Source organism: Acinetobacter sp. LUNF3, from assembly GCF_022699605.1.
In the GTDB taxonomy this organism is placed as follows: Bacteria; Pseudomonadota; Gammaproteobacteria; order Pseudomonadales; family Moraxellaceae; genus Acinetobacter; species Acinetobacter johnsonii.
This window is the reverse complement of record NZ_CP093968.1, coordinates 652,458-665,275: the sequence shown is the minus strand read 5'-3', so window position 1 is coordinate 665,275 and position 12,818 is coordinate 652,458. Positions and strand designations below refer to the sequence as shown.

14 protein-coding genes and 1 pseudogene are annotated in these 12,818 nt (G+C 40.2%); 7 read left to right on the top strand and 8 right to left on the bottom strand.

The window, feature by feature from the left end; translation table 11 throughout:
- Positions 1-87 precede the first annotated feature (87 nt).
- Positions 88-1,296: a hypothetical protein gene (locus MN200_RS03155; RefSeq protein WP_058868968.1), complete on the top strand. Its 1,209-nt coding sequence runs from the start codon at positions 88-90 to the stop codon at positions 1,294-1,296.
- Between the two features lie 29 nt (positions 1,297-1,325).
- On the opposite strand, the gene rplT is transcribed toward MN200_RS03155, so the two are convergent.
- Together rplT and rpmI are read right to left on the bottom strand one after the other, a co-directional pair.
- Positions 1,326-1,685, bottom strand: coding sequence for a 50S ribosomal protein L20 (rplT, locus tag MN200_RS03150; protein WP_004692276.1), 360 nt, complete (start codon positions 1,683-1,685; stop codon positions 1,326-1,328).
- An 11-nt stretch (positions 1,686-1,696) separates the two neighbouring features.
- A complete protein-coding gene (gene rpmI / locus MN200_RS03145) occupies positions 1,697-1,891 on the bottom strand; it encodes a 50S ribosomal protein L35 (RefSeq protein WP_004278281.1) in 195 nt (64 codons plus the stop codon).
- 306 nt (positions 1,892-2,197) lie between these two features.
- Here rpmI and MN200_RS03140 point away from each other — a divergent pair, with 306 nt between their 5' ends.
- Positions 2,198-3,463 (top strand): MFS transporter, encoded by a 1,266-nt coding sequence (locus MN200_RS03140; protein WP_058868967.1) that lies wholly within the window; start codon positions 2,198-2,200, stop codon positions 3,461-3,463.
- Positions 3,464-3,567: 104 nt separating this feature from the next.
- Positions 3,568-4,299 carry a hypothetical protein gene (locus MN200_RS03135; protein WP_058868966.1) on the top strand — a complete coding sequence of 244 codons (732 nt, stop codon included), beginning with the start codon at positions 3,568-3,570 and terminating at the stop codon, positions 4,297-4,299.
- A gap of 104 nt (positions 4,300-4,403) precedes the next feature.
- Here the strand turns inward: MN200_RS03135 and MN200_RS03130 are convergent, their stop codons facing one another.
- The 3 genes from MN200_RS03130 to MN200_RS03120 all read right to left on the bottom strand — a co-directional run bounded on the left by MN200_RS03130 (position 4,404) and on the right by MN200_RS03120 (position 5,863).
- Positions 4,404-4,832 carry a YqaA family protein gene (locus tag MN200_RS03130; protein WP_058868965.1) on the bottom strand — a complete coding sequence of 143 codons (429 nt, stop codon included), beginning with the start codon at positions 4,830-4,832 and terminating at the stop codon, positions 4,404-4,406.
- A 1-nt stretch (position 4,833) separates the two neighbouring features.
- Positions 4,834-5,127, bottom strand: a complete 294-nt coding sequence (locus tag MN200_RS03125) for a hypothetical protein (RefSeq protein ID WP_058868984.1) — start codon at positions 5,125-5,127, stop codon at positions 4,834-4,836.
- 115 nt (positions 5,128-5,242) lie between these two features.
- Positions 5,243-5,863 (bottom strand): glutathione S-transferase N-terminal domain-containing protein, encoded by a 621-nt coding sequence (locus tag MN200_RS03120; RefSeq protein ID WP_058868964.1) that lies wholly within the window; start codon positions 5,861-5,863, stop codon positions 5,243-5,245.
- A 121-nt stretch (positions 5,864-5,984) separates the two neighbouring features.
- On the opposite strand from MN200_RS03120, the gene MN200_RS03115 reads away from it, so the two are divergent.
- The 3 genes and pseudogenes from MN200_RS03115 to MN200_RS03105 all read left to right on the top strand — a co-directional run bounded on the left by MN200_RS03115 (position 5,985) and on the right by MN200_RS03105 (position 7,513).
- Positions 5,985-6,332 (top strand): IS630 transposase-related protein, encoded by a 348-nt coding sequence (locus MN200_RS03115; protein ID WP_039890557.1) that lies wholly within the window; start codon positions 5,985-5,987, stop codon positions 6,330-6,332.
- A 17-nt stretch (positions 6,333-6,349) separates the two neighbouring features.
- Positions 6,350-6,823: pseudogene (locus MN200_RS03110) on the top strand (IS630 family transposase); the annotation flags it as partial.
- Positions 6,824-7,039: 216 nt separating this feature from the next.
- Positions 7,040-7,513, top strand: a complete 474-nt coding sequence (locus MN200_RS03105) for an Hsp20 family protein (protein ID WP_058868963.1) — start codon at positions 7,040-7,042, stop codon at positions 7,511-7,513.
- 60 nt (positions 7,514-7,573) lie between these two features.
- Here MN200_RS03105 and infC read toward each other — a convergent pair whose 3' ends face one another.
- Entirely contained in the window at positions 7,574-8,125 is a 552-nt protein-coding gene (gene infC / locus MN200_RS03100) for a translation initiation factor IF-3 (protein WP_050796974.1), read from the bottom strand.
- Between the two features lie 5 nt (positions 8,126-8,130).
- Entirely contained in the window at positions 8,131-10,053 is a 1,923-nt protein-coding gene (gene thrS / locus MN200_RS03095) for a threonine--tRNA ligase (protein WP_004692292.1), read from the bottom strand.
- 508 nt (positions 10,054-10,561) lie between these two features.
- On the opposite strand from thrS, the gene MN200_RS03090 reads away from it, so the two are divergent.
- Positions 10,562-12,205, top strand: coding sequence for an acyl-CoA synthetase (locus MN200_RS03090; RefSeq protein WP_058868962.1), 1,644 nt, complete (start codon positions 10,562-10,564; stop codon positions 12,203-12,205).
- Between the two features lie 78 nt (positions 12,206-12,283).
- On the opposite strand, the gene yjgA is transcribed toward MN200_RS03090, so the two are convergent.
- The gene (gene yjgA / locus MN200_RS03085) at positions 12,284-12,817 is read right to left on the bottom strand and encodes a ribosome biogenesis factor YjgA (protein ID WP_005400753.1); all 534 of its coding nucleotides are present in this window, start codon (positions 12,815-12,817) and stop codon (positions 12,284-12,286) included.
- Between the last annotated feature and the right edge of the window lies 1 nt (position 12,818).

The following is a 12,818-nucleotide window of genomic DNA, read 5'->3' as shown; positions in this document are numbered from 1 at the left end:
ACGTAAACACCGATATTCTCTGCACCGACAAAACAATAATTTTTAGTATTTATTCAATTAGTAAAATATAGTTATCGGAATTAAAAAGTGTATCTAAATAGAGCTTATCGCCAAATTGCTTTTGTAAGCTATGGAAATGAATATTTAAATGGTGCCGTTGATACAGAGATCCTAGATAGACATCCATTATTATTCAACCATTTTCCAATATTACGTGATACTAAATACGGTACGCTTTTATGCGGTTCTGCTTCACATCTATTGGGTCGCCTACAAGAATCCGGAGCCATAAAACTGAGTTTACATGTTGCTCAAGACTTGCATATGGAACTCAATGACTCTTCAATTTTTTATTTTTCAACCGATAAAGAAAGTTTTTGTATTGTTGTGCATTATCCTCATAATGAATATAAAGTTTTAATCCTTAGCGATGAAAAACCAACATGGCAAAGTTTTGATGAATATGGAAACAAAGATTTTTATGATTATTCCAATTATTACCAAAATGTAGAGGCATACACGTTACACCACCCATCCCCTCAAGCAATTTCTACTATAGAACAAGACTTAAAGCCAATCAATTGGGATACTTTTTTTAAAGACACAGAAGCACGTCTTTATTTTAATGATATGGCAAAACAATATGGCAGTTATCCAATTCCATTAGATATCAATAATTGCTATGTCGGCGATTTATTCAATGATTCTATAAAAGAGCAGTATCCGATATTTCCATTCACTATTCGAAAAAATTACGCTTCGAATTTGATAGAAAATACAGCTTTATTAGAACAGCAATATTCCGCTGCATCACATTCAAAAAATGAATATTCCGATTATGTTCAAATGAATAGTAACGAAAAAGATACTTTTTCAGCAGCCTATAATCAACTGACCCTACTCCGCCCACTAATCTTTAAACACTGTGCAAATCAATATCAGTTTTCAGACATTAAAAATTGCAATTACTTGTCCAATATTCCCGAAACAACAAAAGATTCTTCTTTTTCTATTGAAAAAAACACCGTTCAAATTCCGACATCTAATGATGTAGTAGAAAATACCGCGCACCTAAAAGACATAGAACATCAAGTAGAAACAAAGAGCGTAGCTGTAAGCTCTTTTAATTTATTCAAAATCATGAAATTTTTATGGTACATCATTTGGTGTTACTGTGCATTGTGGACTTTGGCATTCTATTCCGTATCGTGGGGAAATACTTTTATACTAACGATTGCATTTTTATATGCACTTTATAAAAGCATCATCCATTCAAACAATAAAAAAGACCGCTAAAAAGCGGTCTTTCTTTAAGTCTTAAAGACTTATGCAGCTAATGCATCTTTAGCTTTAGAAGCTAAAGCAGCAAATGCAACTGCGTCATGCATAGCGATGTCAGCAAGTACGCGACGGTCGATAATCACTTGAGCTTTTTTCAAGCCAGCGATCATACGGCTGTACGATAAACCATTTAGACGAGCACCAGCATTAATACGCGCAATCCATAGAGCACGGAATTGACGTTTTTTCTGACGACGGTCACGGTAAGCGTATTGACCCGCTTTGATTACTGCTTGGAACGCTACGCGATATACGCGTGAACGAGCGCCGTAGTAACCTTTAGCACGAGCAAGAATTTTTTTATGACGGCGATGAGCCTGTACACCACGTTTTACACGAGCCATTTATAATCTCCTTAGATGTATGGGCACATACGACGAACTGAAGCAACGTCACTCACGTGAACCATTACACAGCCGCGTAATTGACGAATACGCTTAGCAGATTTTTTGGTCAAAATGTGGCGTTTGAACGCTTGTTTACGCTTGAAACCGTTAGCAGTAGCTTTAAAACGCTTAGCTGCACCACGGCGAGTTTTCATCTTAGGCATAACAACCTCTTTTGAACACCTGTTCGGAACGTTTGCACCATTGCAAAACGACCTGCAGGTAAGGGAGCGAATATTCTAATCGAACTTTGTCTAAAACAAAAGCAAATAATCAACAATAAAAGCAAGCTTAGTTTATTTCCCGATAAGCTTTAAGCGATGAATTTATAACCGAGGTTTAGTCCAAGTCGTATAGTTAAATTCTAAAAACACTAGCACATGGAAACATCTGTAAAACCTCATTTCCTATGGTTTTAGGTGTGATAATAAATTAAGTATTCAGCTATATAATGCCTCATCCATTCCATCCTGTACCCTTATGAACGCCACACAGGATGCTTTTGCCGCACTCTCAGATACCGAGACTTTTCTATTGTTACACTCAGTCAATTTTGTCTGACACTTGCCATTTTGATTCAGGAAATTATTGTGGCGTATTCTTTGTATAAAATCACCAAAGACCCACTCACTTTAGGCTTGATTGGTCTGGCAGAAGCAATCCCCTTTATTGCGCTCTCCTTATGGGGCGGTTATTTTGCAGATCGCTTTAATAAGCAAACCATCATGAAAATCTGCTTATTTTTTGCCATTCCACTGCCCTTGGTTTTATGGGGGTTATTTCATGCTTATGGCTTAAAGCACATTGAACTATCTACCCTGTCATGGGGCGTTTATGCCCTGATTTTTGGCCCTGGAATGATTCGAGGTTTCTACAATCTATCCGCAACATCACTCAAACCCTTTTTGATTCTTCGGGAACTTTATGCCAATGGTGCCACATGGACCACTATTGGTTGGCAAAGCGGGGGGATTATTGGCCCGATGCTCGGTGGATTTATGCTGGCGTTTTTAGGTCGTGAAACCAGTTTCATCAGTGTAGCAGTGCTACTTGGTCTGTGCTTTTTACTCGTCAATCTTTTAAGTAAACGCACGTTTCCTAAAATTGAAACAGAACATGTGCTGCAAAGCCTAGGTGAAGGCTTTCGCTTTATTGCTAAAACTAAAATTGTCCTCTGGGCCATCTCACTCGACTTAGTCTCAGTGCTGTTTGGCGGTGTGATCGCTTTACTCACGATCTTTGCTGAAGATATTTTGAAAATTGGGCCTGAAGGATTGGGCTATTTACGGGTAGCACCATCGATTGGTGCACTCATCACCATGATTGCGCTGACGCGTTTTCCGCCCACCCGACATGCATGGCGCAATATGCTGCTTGCTGTTGCAGGTTTTGGCCTATTCACCTTATTGTTCACTTACTCAAACTACCTCTGGTTATCTTTGTTTACTCTTGCTATGACGGGTGCATGTGACAGTATTTCAGTAGTAATTCGTCAGACCATTTTACAAATTTATCCTCCTGAGAATATGCGAGGCCGTGTTGCAGCTGTAAATGGCATGTTTGTGTCGAGTAGTAATGAACTGGGAGCATTTGAGTCAGGTCTTGCAGCAAAATATTTAGGCCCTGTGATTGCAACGGTTTTTGGCGGCGACATGACACTCTTGGTGGTCGCACTGAGTTGGACTAAAACCAAAGACTTATTTGGTGTAGACATCACCCAAGCCGAGCAAAAATAGTTTTAATTTAACAATATAACTTGCGAGTCTTTCTAATTCAGGAAATACTCGCAACAATTATTTAAGTCATGCGCACTGGATGCGTTATAAAAGAAATCGATCATATGAAACCACTCTTCTTGCTCGCATTGTCTACACTGCCCTTTCATCTCAGTCATGCAGCTCAACCACCATTAGAACTCACCATCCAAAAAAGTTCAGCTCAATCGGCGCATTTGACCACGCGTATTCAATGGGTAGATTTTCCCAAACCCCAATATAAAAATAGCGATTTAAATCAAAAAAACCGTGCAGCAATTATTCGTGTGTATGCAGATGAAACAGGTGATGTGACCAAAGCGACAGTCCAAGAAACGACTGGACTCAAAGCTTTAGATGAAAAGCTGGTAAATGCCGTGCTTCAAGCCAAAGTAAAACCGTTTATGGAGGACGACACCGCTTTAGCTGTCATTGGTTATCAAGTTTTTAATTTAAACTTAACCCCAGATGATGCCGAAGCATGTAACTATAGCTTTGACTCGAAAAACTGGCGTGCGCAACAGCAGCAGCAAAAAGTGCCTTTTCAATATCAGGCTCAACCTAAGCTTGCGTTAGATTCAACGCAGTTAAATGATCATGACCGTCAAATTAGATTTAGCTTTAAAGCCGATAAACACGGCAACATCAAGAAGCCTAAAATTATCAAGGGTTCAGGTATTTACGAGCTTGATCAACAAGTTTTACAAGCCGTTGCAAATAGCAGAGTCAGTGTTAAACGCACAGCAAGCACACTTTGGCTCTATAAGAAATCTAAATTTAAAGATGCGATTGAATTCGATCTGAATGCTTGTCGTTAAAAATTTAGCATGACACGAGTTTTCACTCACTCGTGTCATCACTATATCAACTTTGAACCCATTCCGCACATATAAGCATGTGGCCAGTTGGTCTCTGAAAATAATTAGAACTGACTAAACATCCAATACACAAAAAGATAACGTCCGATTTTCGCAATACTCACCATCACGACAAAACGAACAAAGTTTTCTTTGAGTAATCCTGCAATGAGGGTAATCGGATCACCAATGATGGGCACCCAACTAAGTAATAAAGACCAAAAACCATATTTTTGATAAATGCCCTGCGCCTGCAACATCTTTTGCTCTGAGACGGGAAACCATTTTTTATTTTTGTATTGTTCAACTTTCAAGCCGAGCCACCAATTCACACAGCTACCTAGAATATTGCCTAGACTGGCGACAGCTATCAATAACCACACTGGGTATTGAGTCTGAGCCAACAATCCCACGAAGACTGCTTCTGACTGTAACGGCAGCAGTGTCGCTGCTCCAAAAGCAGAAAGGAAAAGTAGTCCTAAGGCCCACATCATTTTATGATTTTAAACCCAGCTTTTTCTTGGTTGAGCTATAGGTAAAACTTGACCAGATCAATGCCAGAATCAACAAAGACCAACGTGACCATGAATATTTATCGGCAATCGGTTCAATTGCAGCACGCAGTACCACCTGATCTTTAGTATTCAGCAGTTCAATGATTTTTTGGATGTGTACCGCTTCAGCTACAAATAGCACCAAACATCCCGAAATTCCCACAATAATACTGAGATAGATTTTAGGATTCGCTTCAATAATGCGGGTTAAATTGAGGAAAAACTCTTTTTTCATTACACTAATGCCCAAACAACCTTTCAACAAAAAAGCCACTCATCGGTGGCTTTATAGAATGGCTTATACCTTGAATGCGCTAAGCTTAACACAGTTCAAGTCAACGCTTCTGTAACTAATTCACTTGAAGCGCCAACGCACGCTGAACTGCAGGACGCGCTTGAATACGCTCCATATAAGCCTTCACATTTGGATAGTCATTTATATTAATTTGCTGCCACTCATAACGCAAAATCCATGGGAAAATTGCCATATCCGTTATCGAATACTCGCCAGCCACATAGTTTTGACCAAAAAGCTGCTTGTCTAGTACAGCATACAAGCGCTTGGTTTCATTGACATAGCGTTCAGTTGCATACGCAATACGTTCGGGAGCAAATTTACTAAAGTGATGGTTCTGTCCAAGCATTGGACCAAAACCCCCCATTTGCCACATCAACCACTGCTCAACTTCAACACGAGCCTGTTCATCGCTTGGATAAAACTGCCCTGTTTTACGCCCTAAATACTGCAAAATCGCCCCTGACTCAAACACAGAAATGGCTTCACCTTTAGGACCCTCTTGATCGACAATCGCAGGGATTTTATTGTTGGGTGAAATGCGCAGAAAGTCGGGTTGAAACTGATCATTTTCTAAAATATTGATGGGAAAGACTTGATACTCCAAACCCATCTCTTCTAAAGCGATGCTAATTTTATGTCCATTGGGTGTTCCCCAATAATAAAGATCAATCATTTTAAAATTATTCTCCATACACCGTAGATGGTGGCTCTTTACACACCTTAATAGATTTAAAAAGAAACAACAAGTTCTGCAAATTATAGTCCGCACGCCAAAAAACCAATACAATACCGATATGAGTTATCCAATACATTTTAGAAAGAAAATATTAGCCAAGCTTGAAGAAGGTCAATCTATCCGAGCGGTTGCTCAGCACTTCGAAATTAATAAAAATACAATTGTCGAATGGAAAAAGCGAATCGAAATAAAAAGAACTCGACCAAGAAAACCATCTAAAGTTGATGATGATGCCTTACGTGCAGATGTTGAGCAATATCCCGATGATTATCAATATGAACGCGCTGCTCGTTTTGGTTGTGCTACTTCTACAATTGGAGATGCGCTCAAGCGTCTAAATATTACAGTTAAAAAAAGACCTTACGGCACCCGAAAGCAAAAACAGAACTCAGAGAGCAGTATTTAAAAGATTTAAACCGATTAAGGTATCAACACCCGATCATCTATCTTGATGAAAGTGGATTTAAATCTCATGAACATAGACCTCATGGTTATTCAAAACAGGGAACTCCTTGTTATGGAACATATAATTGGCAATTAAAAAATCAAACCAATGCAATAGGAGCAATCCATGAGGGTAAGTTATTTGCAGTGGGTTTATTTGATAGCAAAGTAAATTCGGATGTATTTTATTTTTGGGTAGATCAGTTTTTATTACCAGAACTACCCTCGAATAGTGTAATTGTCATGGACAATGCAGCCTTCCATAAACGACCAGATATACAAGATCTATTAAGCCAACATGGGCATCAAATACTTTGGTTACCACCTTATAGTCCTGACCTTAATCCTATTGAAAAAATGTGGGCATGGGTGAAAGCAAAAAGGAAAAAATGGTTGGTTAACTCAATAGATAAGCTTTTTAGTCGTTTCTTTAACGAGTGTATGGGTAATTAAGCGGTTTGACTATAGAAATAATTTTATAATTATCATATATATAAAAAATTTATTTAAAAAAATAGATCTTTAACTTGATTTTTTTAAACTCAAACACATATTAATTATTGTGTTAGAAATGACGATTTTTAACATTCTGTCGATGTTTATACATGGCAGGTTTAAGTTTTTATCTTCTTATTTTTAAAACTTTGCTGACCTCAGGAGGTTCTAATCATGAGTAATCTAAATCTTCATCCTTTATTTCGTCGTAGCATTGGATTTGACCGTTTAAATGATTTTATTGACTACGCCATGCAAAGTGATGCACCCAATTATCCTCCATACAACATAGAGAAATCTGGTGAAAACCGTTATCGCATTGTGGTGGCTACCGCAGGTTTTAGCCTAGAGGAATTAGGGCTGAGTCTAGAAAATCAGCTTCTTACCATTTCAGGTAAACCTGAAGTTGTTCAGAAAGAAACAACTGAATATCTGCATAAAGGAATCGCGCGTCGTGCCTTTAAATTGTCTTTACGCTTAGATGAACATATTGAAGTTCAACAAGCTGATTATGAGAATGGTTTATTGGTCATTGAGTTAGAACGAATCATACCAGAAGAGAAACTTCCACGCGAAATCCCAATTGGTAAGAAAAAACTTTTACTTGATCAGCCTGACTCTATAGAAAAAACTGTAAGCACTGAGTAATTATGCTTTAAATCAAAAAAGCCCTGCTATTCGAGCAGGGCTTTTTTGATGATTGGATGATTACTTTTTCTTTTTAGGACCAAGCAACATACCCATTTGACGACCTTCCATTTTTGGTGATTGTTCAACAACACCAATTTCAGCCACATCTGCTTCAACTTTTTGAAGTTGAGCCAAACCAAGCTGTTGATGCGCCATTTCACGACCACGGAAACGAAGAGTAATTTTTACTTTGTTGCCTTCTTCAAGGAACTTAGTGATTGCACGTAGTTTTACGTTGTAATCACCAACATCAGTACCCGGGCGGAGTTTGATTTCTTTCACCTGTACTTGATGCTGTTTTTTCTTCGCTTCTTTCTGCTTTTGCTTTAGATCAAACAAATGCTTGTTGAAGTCCATGATTTTACAAACAGGCGGTTCAGCGTTTGCTACGATCTCAACAAGATCAAGCTCAACACTTTCAGCAGCGCGTAATGCTTCTGCCAAGCTAACAATACCTTTTTGCTCACCATTTTCGTCTACAAGACGGACTTCTTTCGCACGAATTTCATCATTCAAAGCAGGACGGTTTGATTTGTTACCGCCCTGTTGATTACGGTCAGGCTGTTTAATCGCTGTTACTCCACAATGTACCGGCCGCGTTCGGCAACGGCTGCTTTTACTAGGTCAACGAAAGCGTCGATTGACATAGTACCCAAATTTGTTCCTGAGCGGGTACGCACGTTCACTGTACCTTCCTCTACCTCACGGTCCCCAAGTACCAGTAAGTAAGGAATACGCTCTAATGTACGTTCACGAATCTTAAAGCCGATTTTCTCATTTCTCAAGTCTGAAATCGCACGGAGACCGTTTTCTTTAAGTTTAGCGACGACTGACTCACATGCTTCCGCTTGTGAATCGGTAATGTTCATCACACATGCTTGAATTGGTGTTAACCAAGGTGGCATAAAGCCCGCATAGTGTTCGATTAGTATACCAATAAAACGTTCAAAACTGCCAAGTATTGCACGGTGCAACATTACAGGTTGATCACGATCATTGTCTTCAGTGACATATGACGCATCTAAACGTTCTGGCAAATTGAAGTCACATTGGATTGTACCACATTGCCATACACGGCCTAAGCAGTCTTTCAGTGAGAATTCAATTTTCGGACCATAGAATGCACCTTCACCCGGTTGAAGTTCCCACTCCAAACCAGCAGCATCTAAAGCATCTGCTAAAGATTTTTCAGCCATATCCCAAAGTGCATCATCACCCACACGTTTTTCTGGACGTGTAGACAACTTCATTTGCACTTCTTCGAAACCAAAGTCTTTATATACATCTAAAGTCAGTTGAATGAAGTCAGCCACTTCTTGACCAATTTGCTCTTTGGTACAGAAAATGTGTGCATCATCTTGAGTAAAGCCACGAACACGCATAATGCCGTGTAATGAACCTGATGGTTCGTTACGGTGACACGAACCGAACTCAGCCAAACGAATTGGCAAATCACGGTATGATTTTAAACCTTGGTTGAACACTTGTACGTGACAAGGACAGTTCATCGGTTTAATTGCATAGTTACGGCTTTCTGAATGCGTCGTGAACATACCATCTGCATAGTTTGCAGCATGGCCTGATTTTTCCCAAAGCGTGAAATCAACCACTTGCGGGGTACGAATTTCAAGGTAACCATTATCTTGTTGTACTTTACGCATGTATTGTTCAAGTACTTGATAAATGGTCCAACCGTTTGGATGCCAGAACACCATACCTGGTGCTTCTTCTTGCATATGGAACAGGTCTAAAGCTTTACCAATTTTACGGTGGTCACGCTTTTCAGCTTCTTCAATACGTTTGATATAAGCTGCAAGCTGTTTTTTGTCTGCCCACGCTGTACCATAAATACGTTGTAACTGTTCATTCTTCGCATCCCCGCGCCAATAAGCGCCTGACATTTTAGTCAGCTTGAATGCTTTTAAAAATTTAGTATTTGGCACGTGCGGACCACGGCACATATCCAAATAATCTTGATGGTAGTACAAGCCCATTTCTGTTTCTTCAGGCATGTCTGCAATCAAGCGTAATTTATAATCTTCACCACGCGCTGTGAATTCTGCAATCACCTCATCACGTGGTGTCATTTTTTTGATGACATCATAGTCTTGATCGATGAGCTTTTTCATGCGCTCTTCAATGGCTACCATGTCTTCTGGTGTAAATGGCTTTGCACTAAAAATATCGTAATAAAAGCCATCTTCAATGACAGGACCAATCACCATTTTCGCTTCAGGGAACAATTGCTTCACCGCATGTCCCACCAAGTGAGCGCAAGAGTGACGAATGATTTCGACACCTTCTTCGTCTTTAGGCGTAATAATTTGAAGGCTGGCATCCGTGGTAATCAAATCAGATGCATCGACTAAACGACCATCGACTTTTCCTGCAACTGTATTTTTCGCAAGACCCGGACCGATGCTCAGTGCAACGTCCATCACAGATACAGCTTGATCAAATTGTTTTTGATCGCCATTTGGCAAAGTGATAATTGGCATAAAAAATCCTTAAGGAGTGATGCCCCGTACCATGGAGCATGTCACCGCGAGATTATGATCGAGGTAAAACCTCAAAAGATAAAAACGGTGGATAAATAAAATCAGTCGAATTTTACACGTGTTATCCACAGGATTAAACCTTTTCCCCTAGAAAATTCACGTTTCGGCACATTTTGAATTCATTTGCCAATCCCGCAGTCTCCCTAAAATGAGGGAATTGATGTGCCGCAATCCTCATCGCTACATTTTAGAATGACTGTATCGGTCACTTTGTATTGAACAATGCAGTAACACATGCATACACTTTTTGCTTAAAAAGCAGGCTAAACTCTAACTAAAAGGGTTTATATCGCACAGAATCAATAGATTCAGTTTAGACAAACTAAACAAAAAAGTTCAATAAATTCATCTAAAAAGCGCAACTCGACTAAAGCATAAATGCAAGATGTCTGAAAAATGCATATCTTTTAAGCAATGGAAAAATAATACTGAATTTGGAGTGATAAACATGGTGAGTGCTTATGATGAGTTACCAAGAACCCCCGCAAACTTTGTGGCTTTGTCACCGCTGCGTTATTTAGAACGAGCTGCCTATATTTATCCCCATCAAGATGCCATCATTCATGGCCACCGTCGTATTTCATGGCGTGAAACTTATCAACGTTGTCGCCAATTTGCTTCACAACTGCAAAAACTGGGGATCACTAAGAATGATACCGTCTCGGTACTATTACCCAACATCCCTGCAATGATCGAGGCACATTTTGCAGTACCCATGACAGGTGCGGTACTAAATACGCTGAATACACGTTTAGATGCAAAAACCATTGCGTTCATGTTGGAACATGCCGAAACCAAAGTCCTTTTGGTCGATCCTGAGTTTGCATCGGTTGCACAAGAAGCTTTGGCTTTGGTCAAGCGTGACATTTTTGTGATTGATGTAGATGATGCTGAGTACGAAAACTGTTTTGCAGCTCCGATTGGTCAGATTGAATATGAAGACTGGTTAACCGAAGGCGATGAAAACTTTGAGTGGCATTTACCTCAAGATGAATGGGATGCCATTAGCCTTAACTACACCTCTGGCACCACAGGCAACCCAAAAGGCGTGGTTTATCACCACCGTGGCGCTTATATCAATGCAGCCAGTAACATCATTGCTTGTGGCATGACACCACGTGCGACCTACTTGTGGACCTTACCTTTATTCCACTGTAACGGCTGGTGCTTTGCATGGACCATGGCAGCCAATGGGGGCACCAATATCTGTTTACGTAAAATTGACCCTGAACTCATTTTCAAAGTCATCGCTGAGCATAAAGTCGATTATTTCTGTGGTGCGCCAATTGTGCTATCCATGCTGATCAACACCCCTGAAGAGCAACGGATCCACTTTGAGCATCGCGTTGAAGTGATGGTGGCAGGTGCTGCACCTCCTGCTGCAATCATTGAAGGCATGCGCCATATTGGTATAAATGTCACCCATGTTTATGGACTGACTGAAACCTATGGACCTTCTGCGCTTTGTGCCTCTCAAGCGGGTTGGTCTGACTTATCTATTCAGGAACAAGCGCAGTTGCACTCACGCCAAGGTGTACCTTACCCACTGCAAGATGGTATGAAAGTGCTGGATCCAGACACGATGCAACCTGTACCGCATGACGGTCAAACTATGGGTGAAATTATGTTCCGAGGTAACATTGTGATGAAAGGTTATCTCAAAAACCCTGAAGCCACGGCAGAAGCCTTTGCTGGTGGTTGGTTCCATACAGGCGATCTTGCCGTTTGCCAACCTGATGGCTATGCCAAAATTACTGACCGCTCTAAAGATGTCATTATTTCTGGAGGTGAGAATATTTCATCACTAGAAGTTGAAGAAATTCTCTATCAACATCCTGCTATTTTAACGGCTGCGGTGGTCGCGAAGCCCGATCCTCGCTGGCAAGAAGTGCCCTGTGCATTTATTGAACTCAAAGCAGGTAAAGAAACCACGCCTGAGGAAATCATTGAATTCTGTAAGCAACATCTGGCACGTTTTAAAGTCCCGAAAGATGTAGTGATTACAGAAATTCCAAAAACGTCGACAGGCAAGTTACAGAAATTTGTCCTACGTGATTGGGCCAAAGAGCGTGCAACACGCGAGTTTAGCTAAACAATCAGCAGTCTACTCAAGCAAATATTCTCACATAAAAAAGCGACCTTGAAGGTCGCTTTTTTATGTCTAAATGGCTTAATTATCTGAAATTAAAGCCACTTGCTGAATGTAGTTAAACAACTTCAAACGTGAAGCTTTAAGTTGTTCTTCATCAGCCTGCTGTTTCATATCACGGTGAATACGCAATACATGCTGACGAATGGTATGACGTTCCGCGGCATTATAGGTTTTGGAAAACTCATTAATGACCACATCACCATCTTTGATCATACGATCAACCCAACGCTGCAATTGAGCGGTTTTTTTCGCGCCTTGTTGCGGTGTCAAATAAGACAAAATCACCGTTTCATCTTCATTACGCAACAACTTACCAATGCGTAAAAATTGGCGACGACGAGCTTCATTTGATGTAATCAGTTTCACATCCAAAAGGGCTTCAATCAAACGCTCTTCAACAGGTAAGTTTTGAATTTGTTTAGTGTTCAACTCTGCAAGTTGAGAACCCAAAGATGCCATACGTTGTACGGCTTTTTTCTGTTCAGTTTTACTTGCACGTCCTTCTAAAGATTCAAAGTCTTCTTCAGTAAAACTATGCGGTCGACGTGCCACG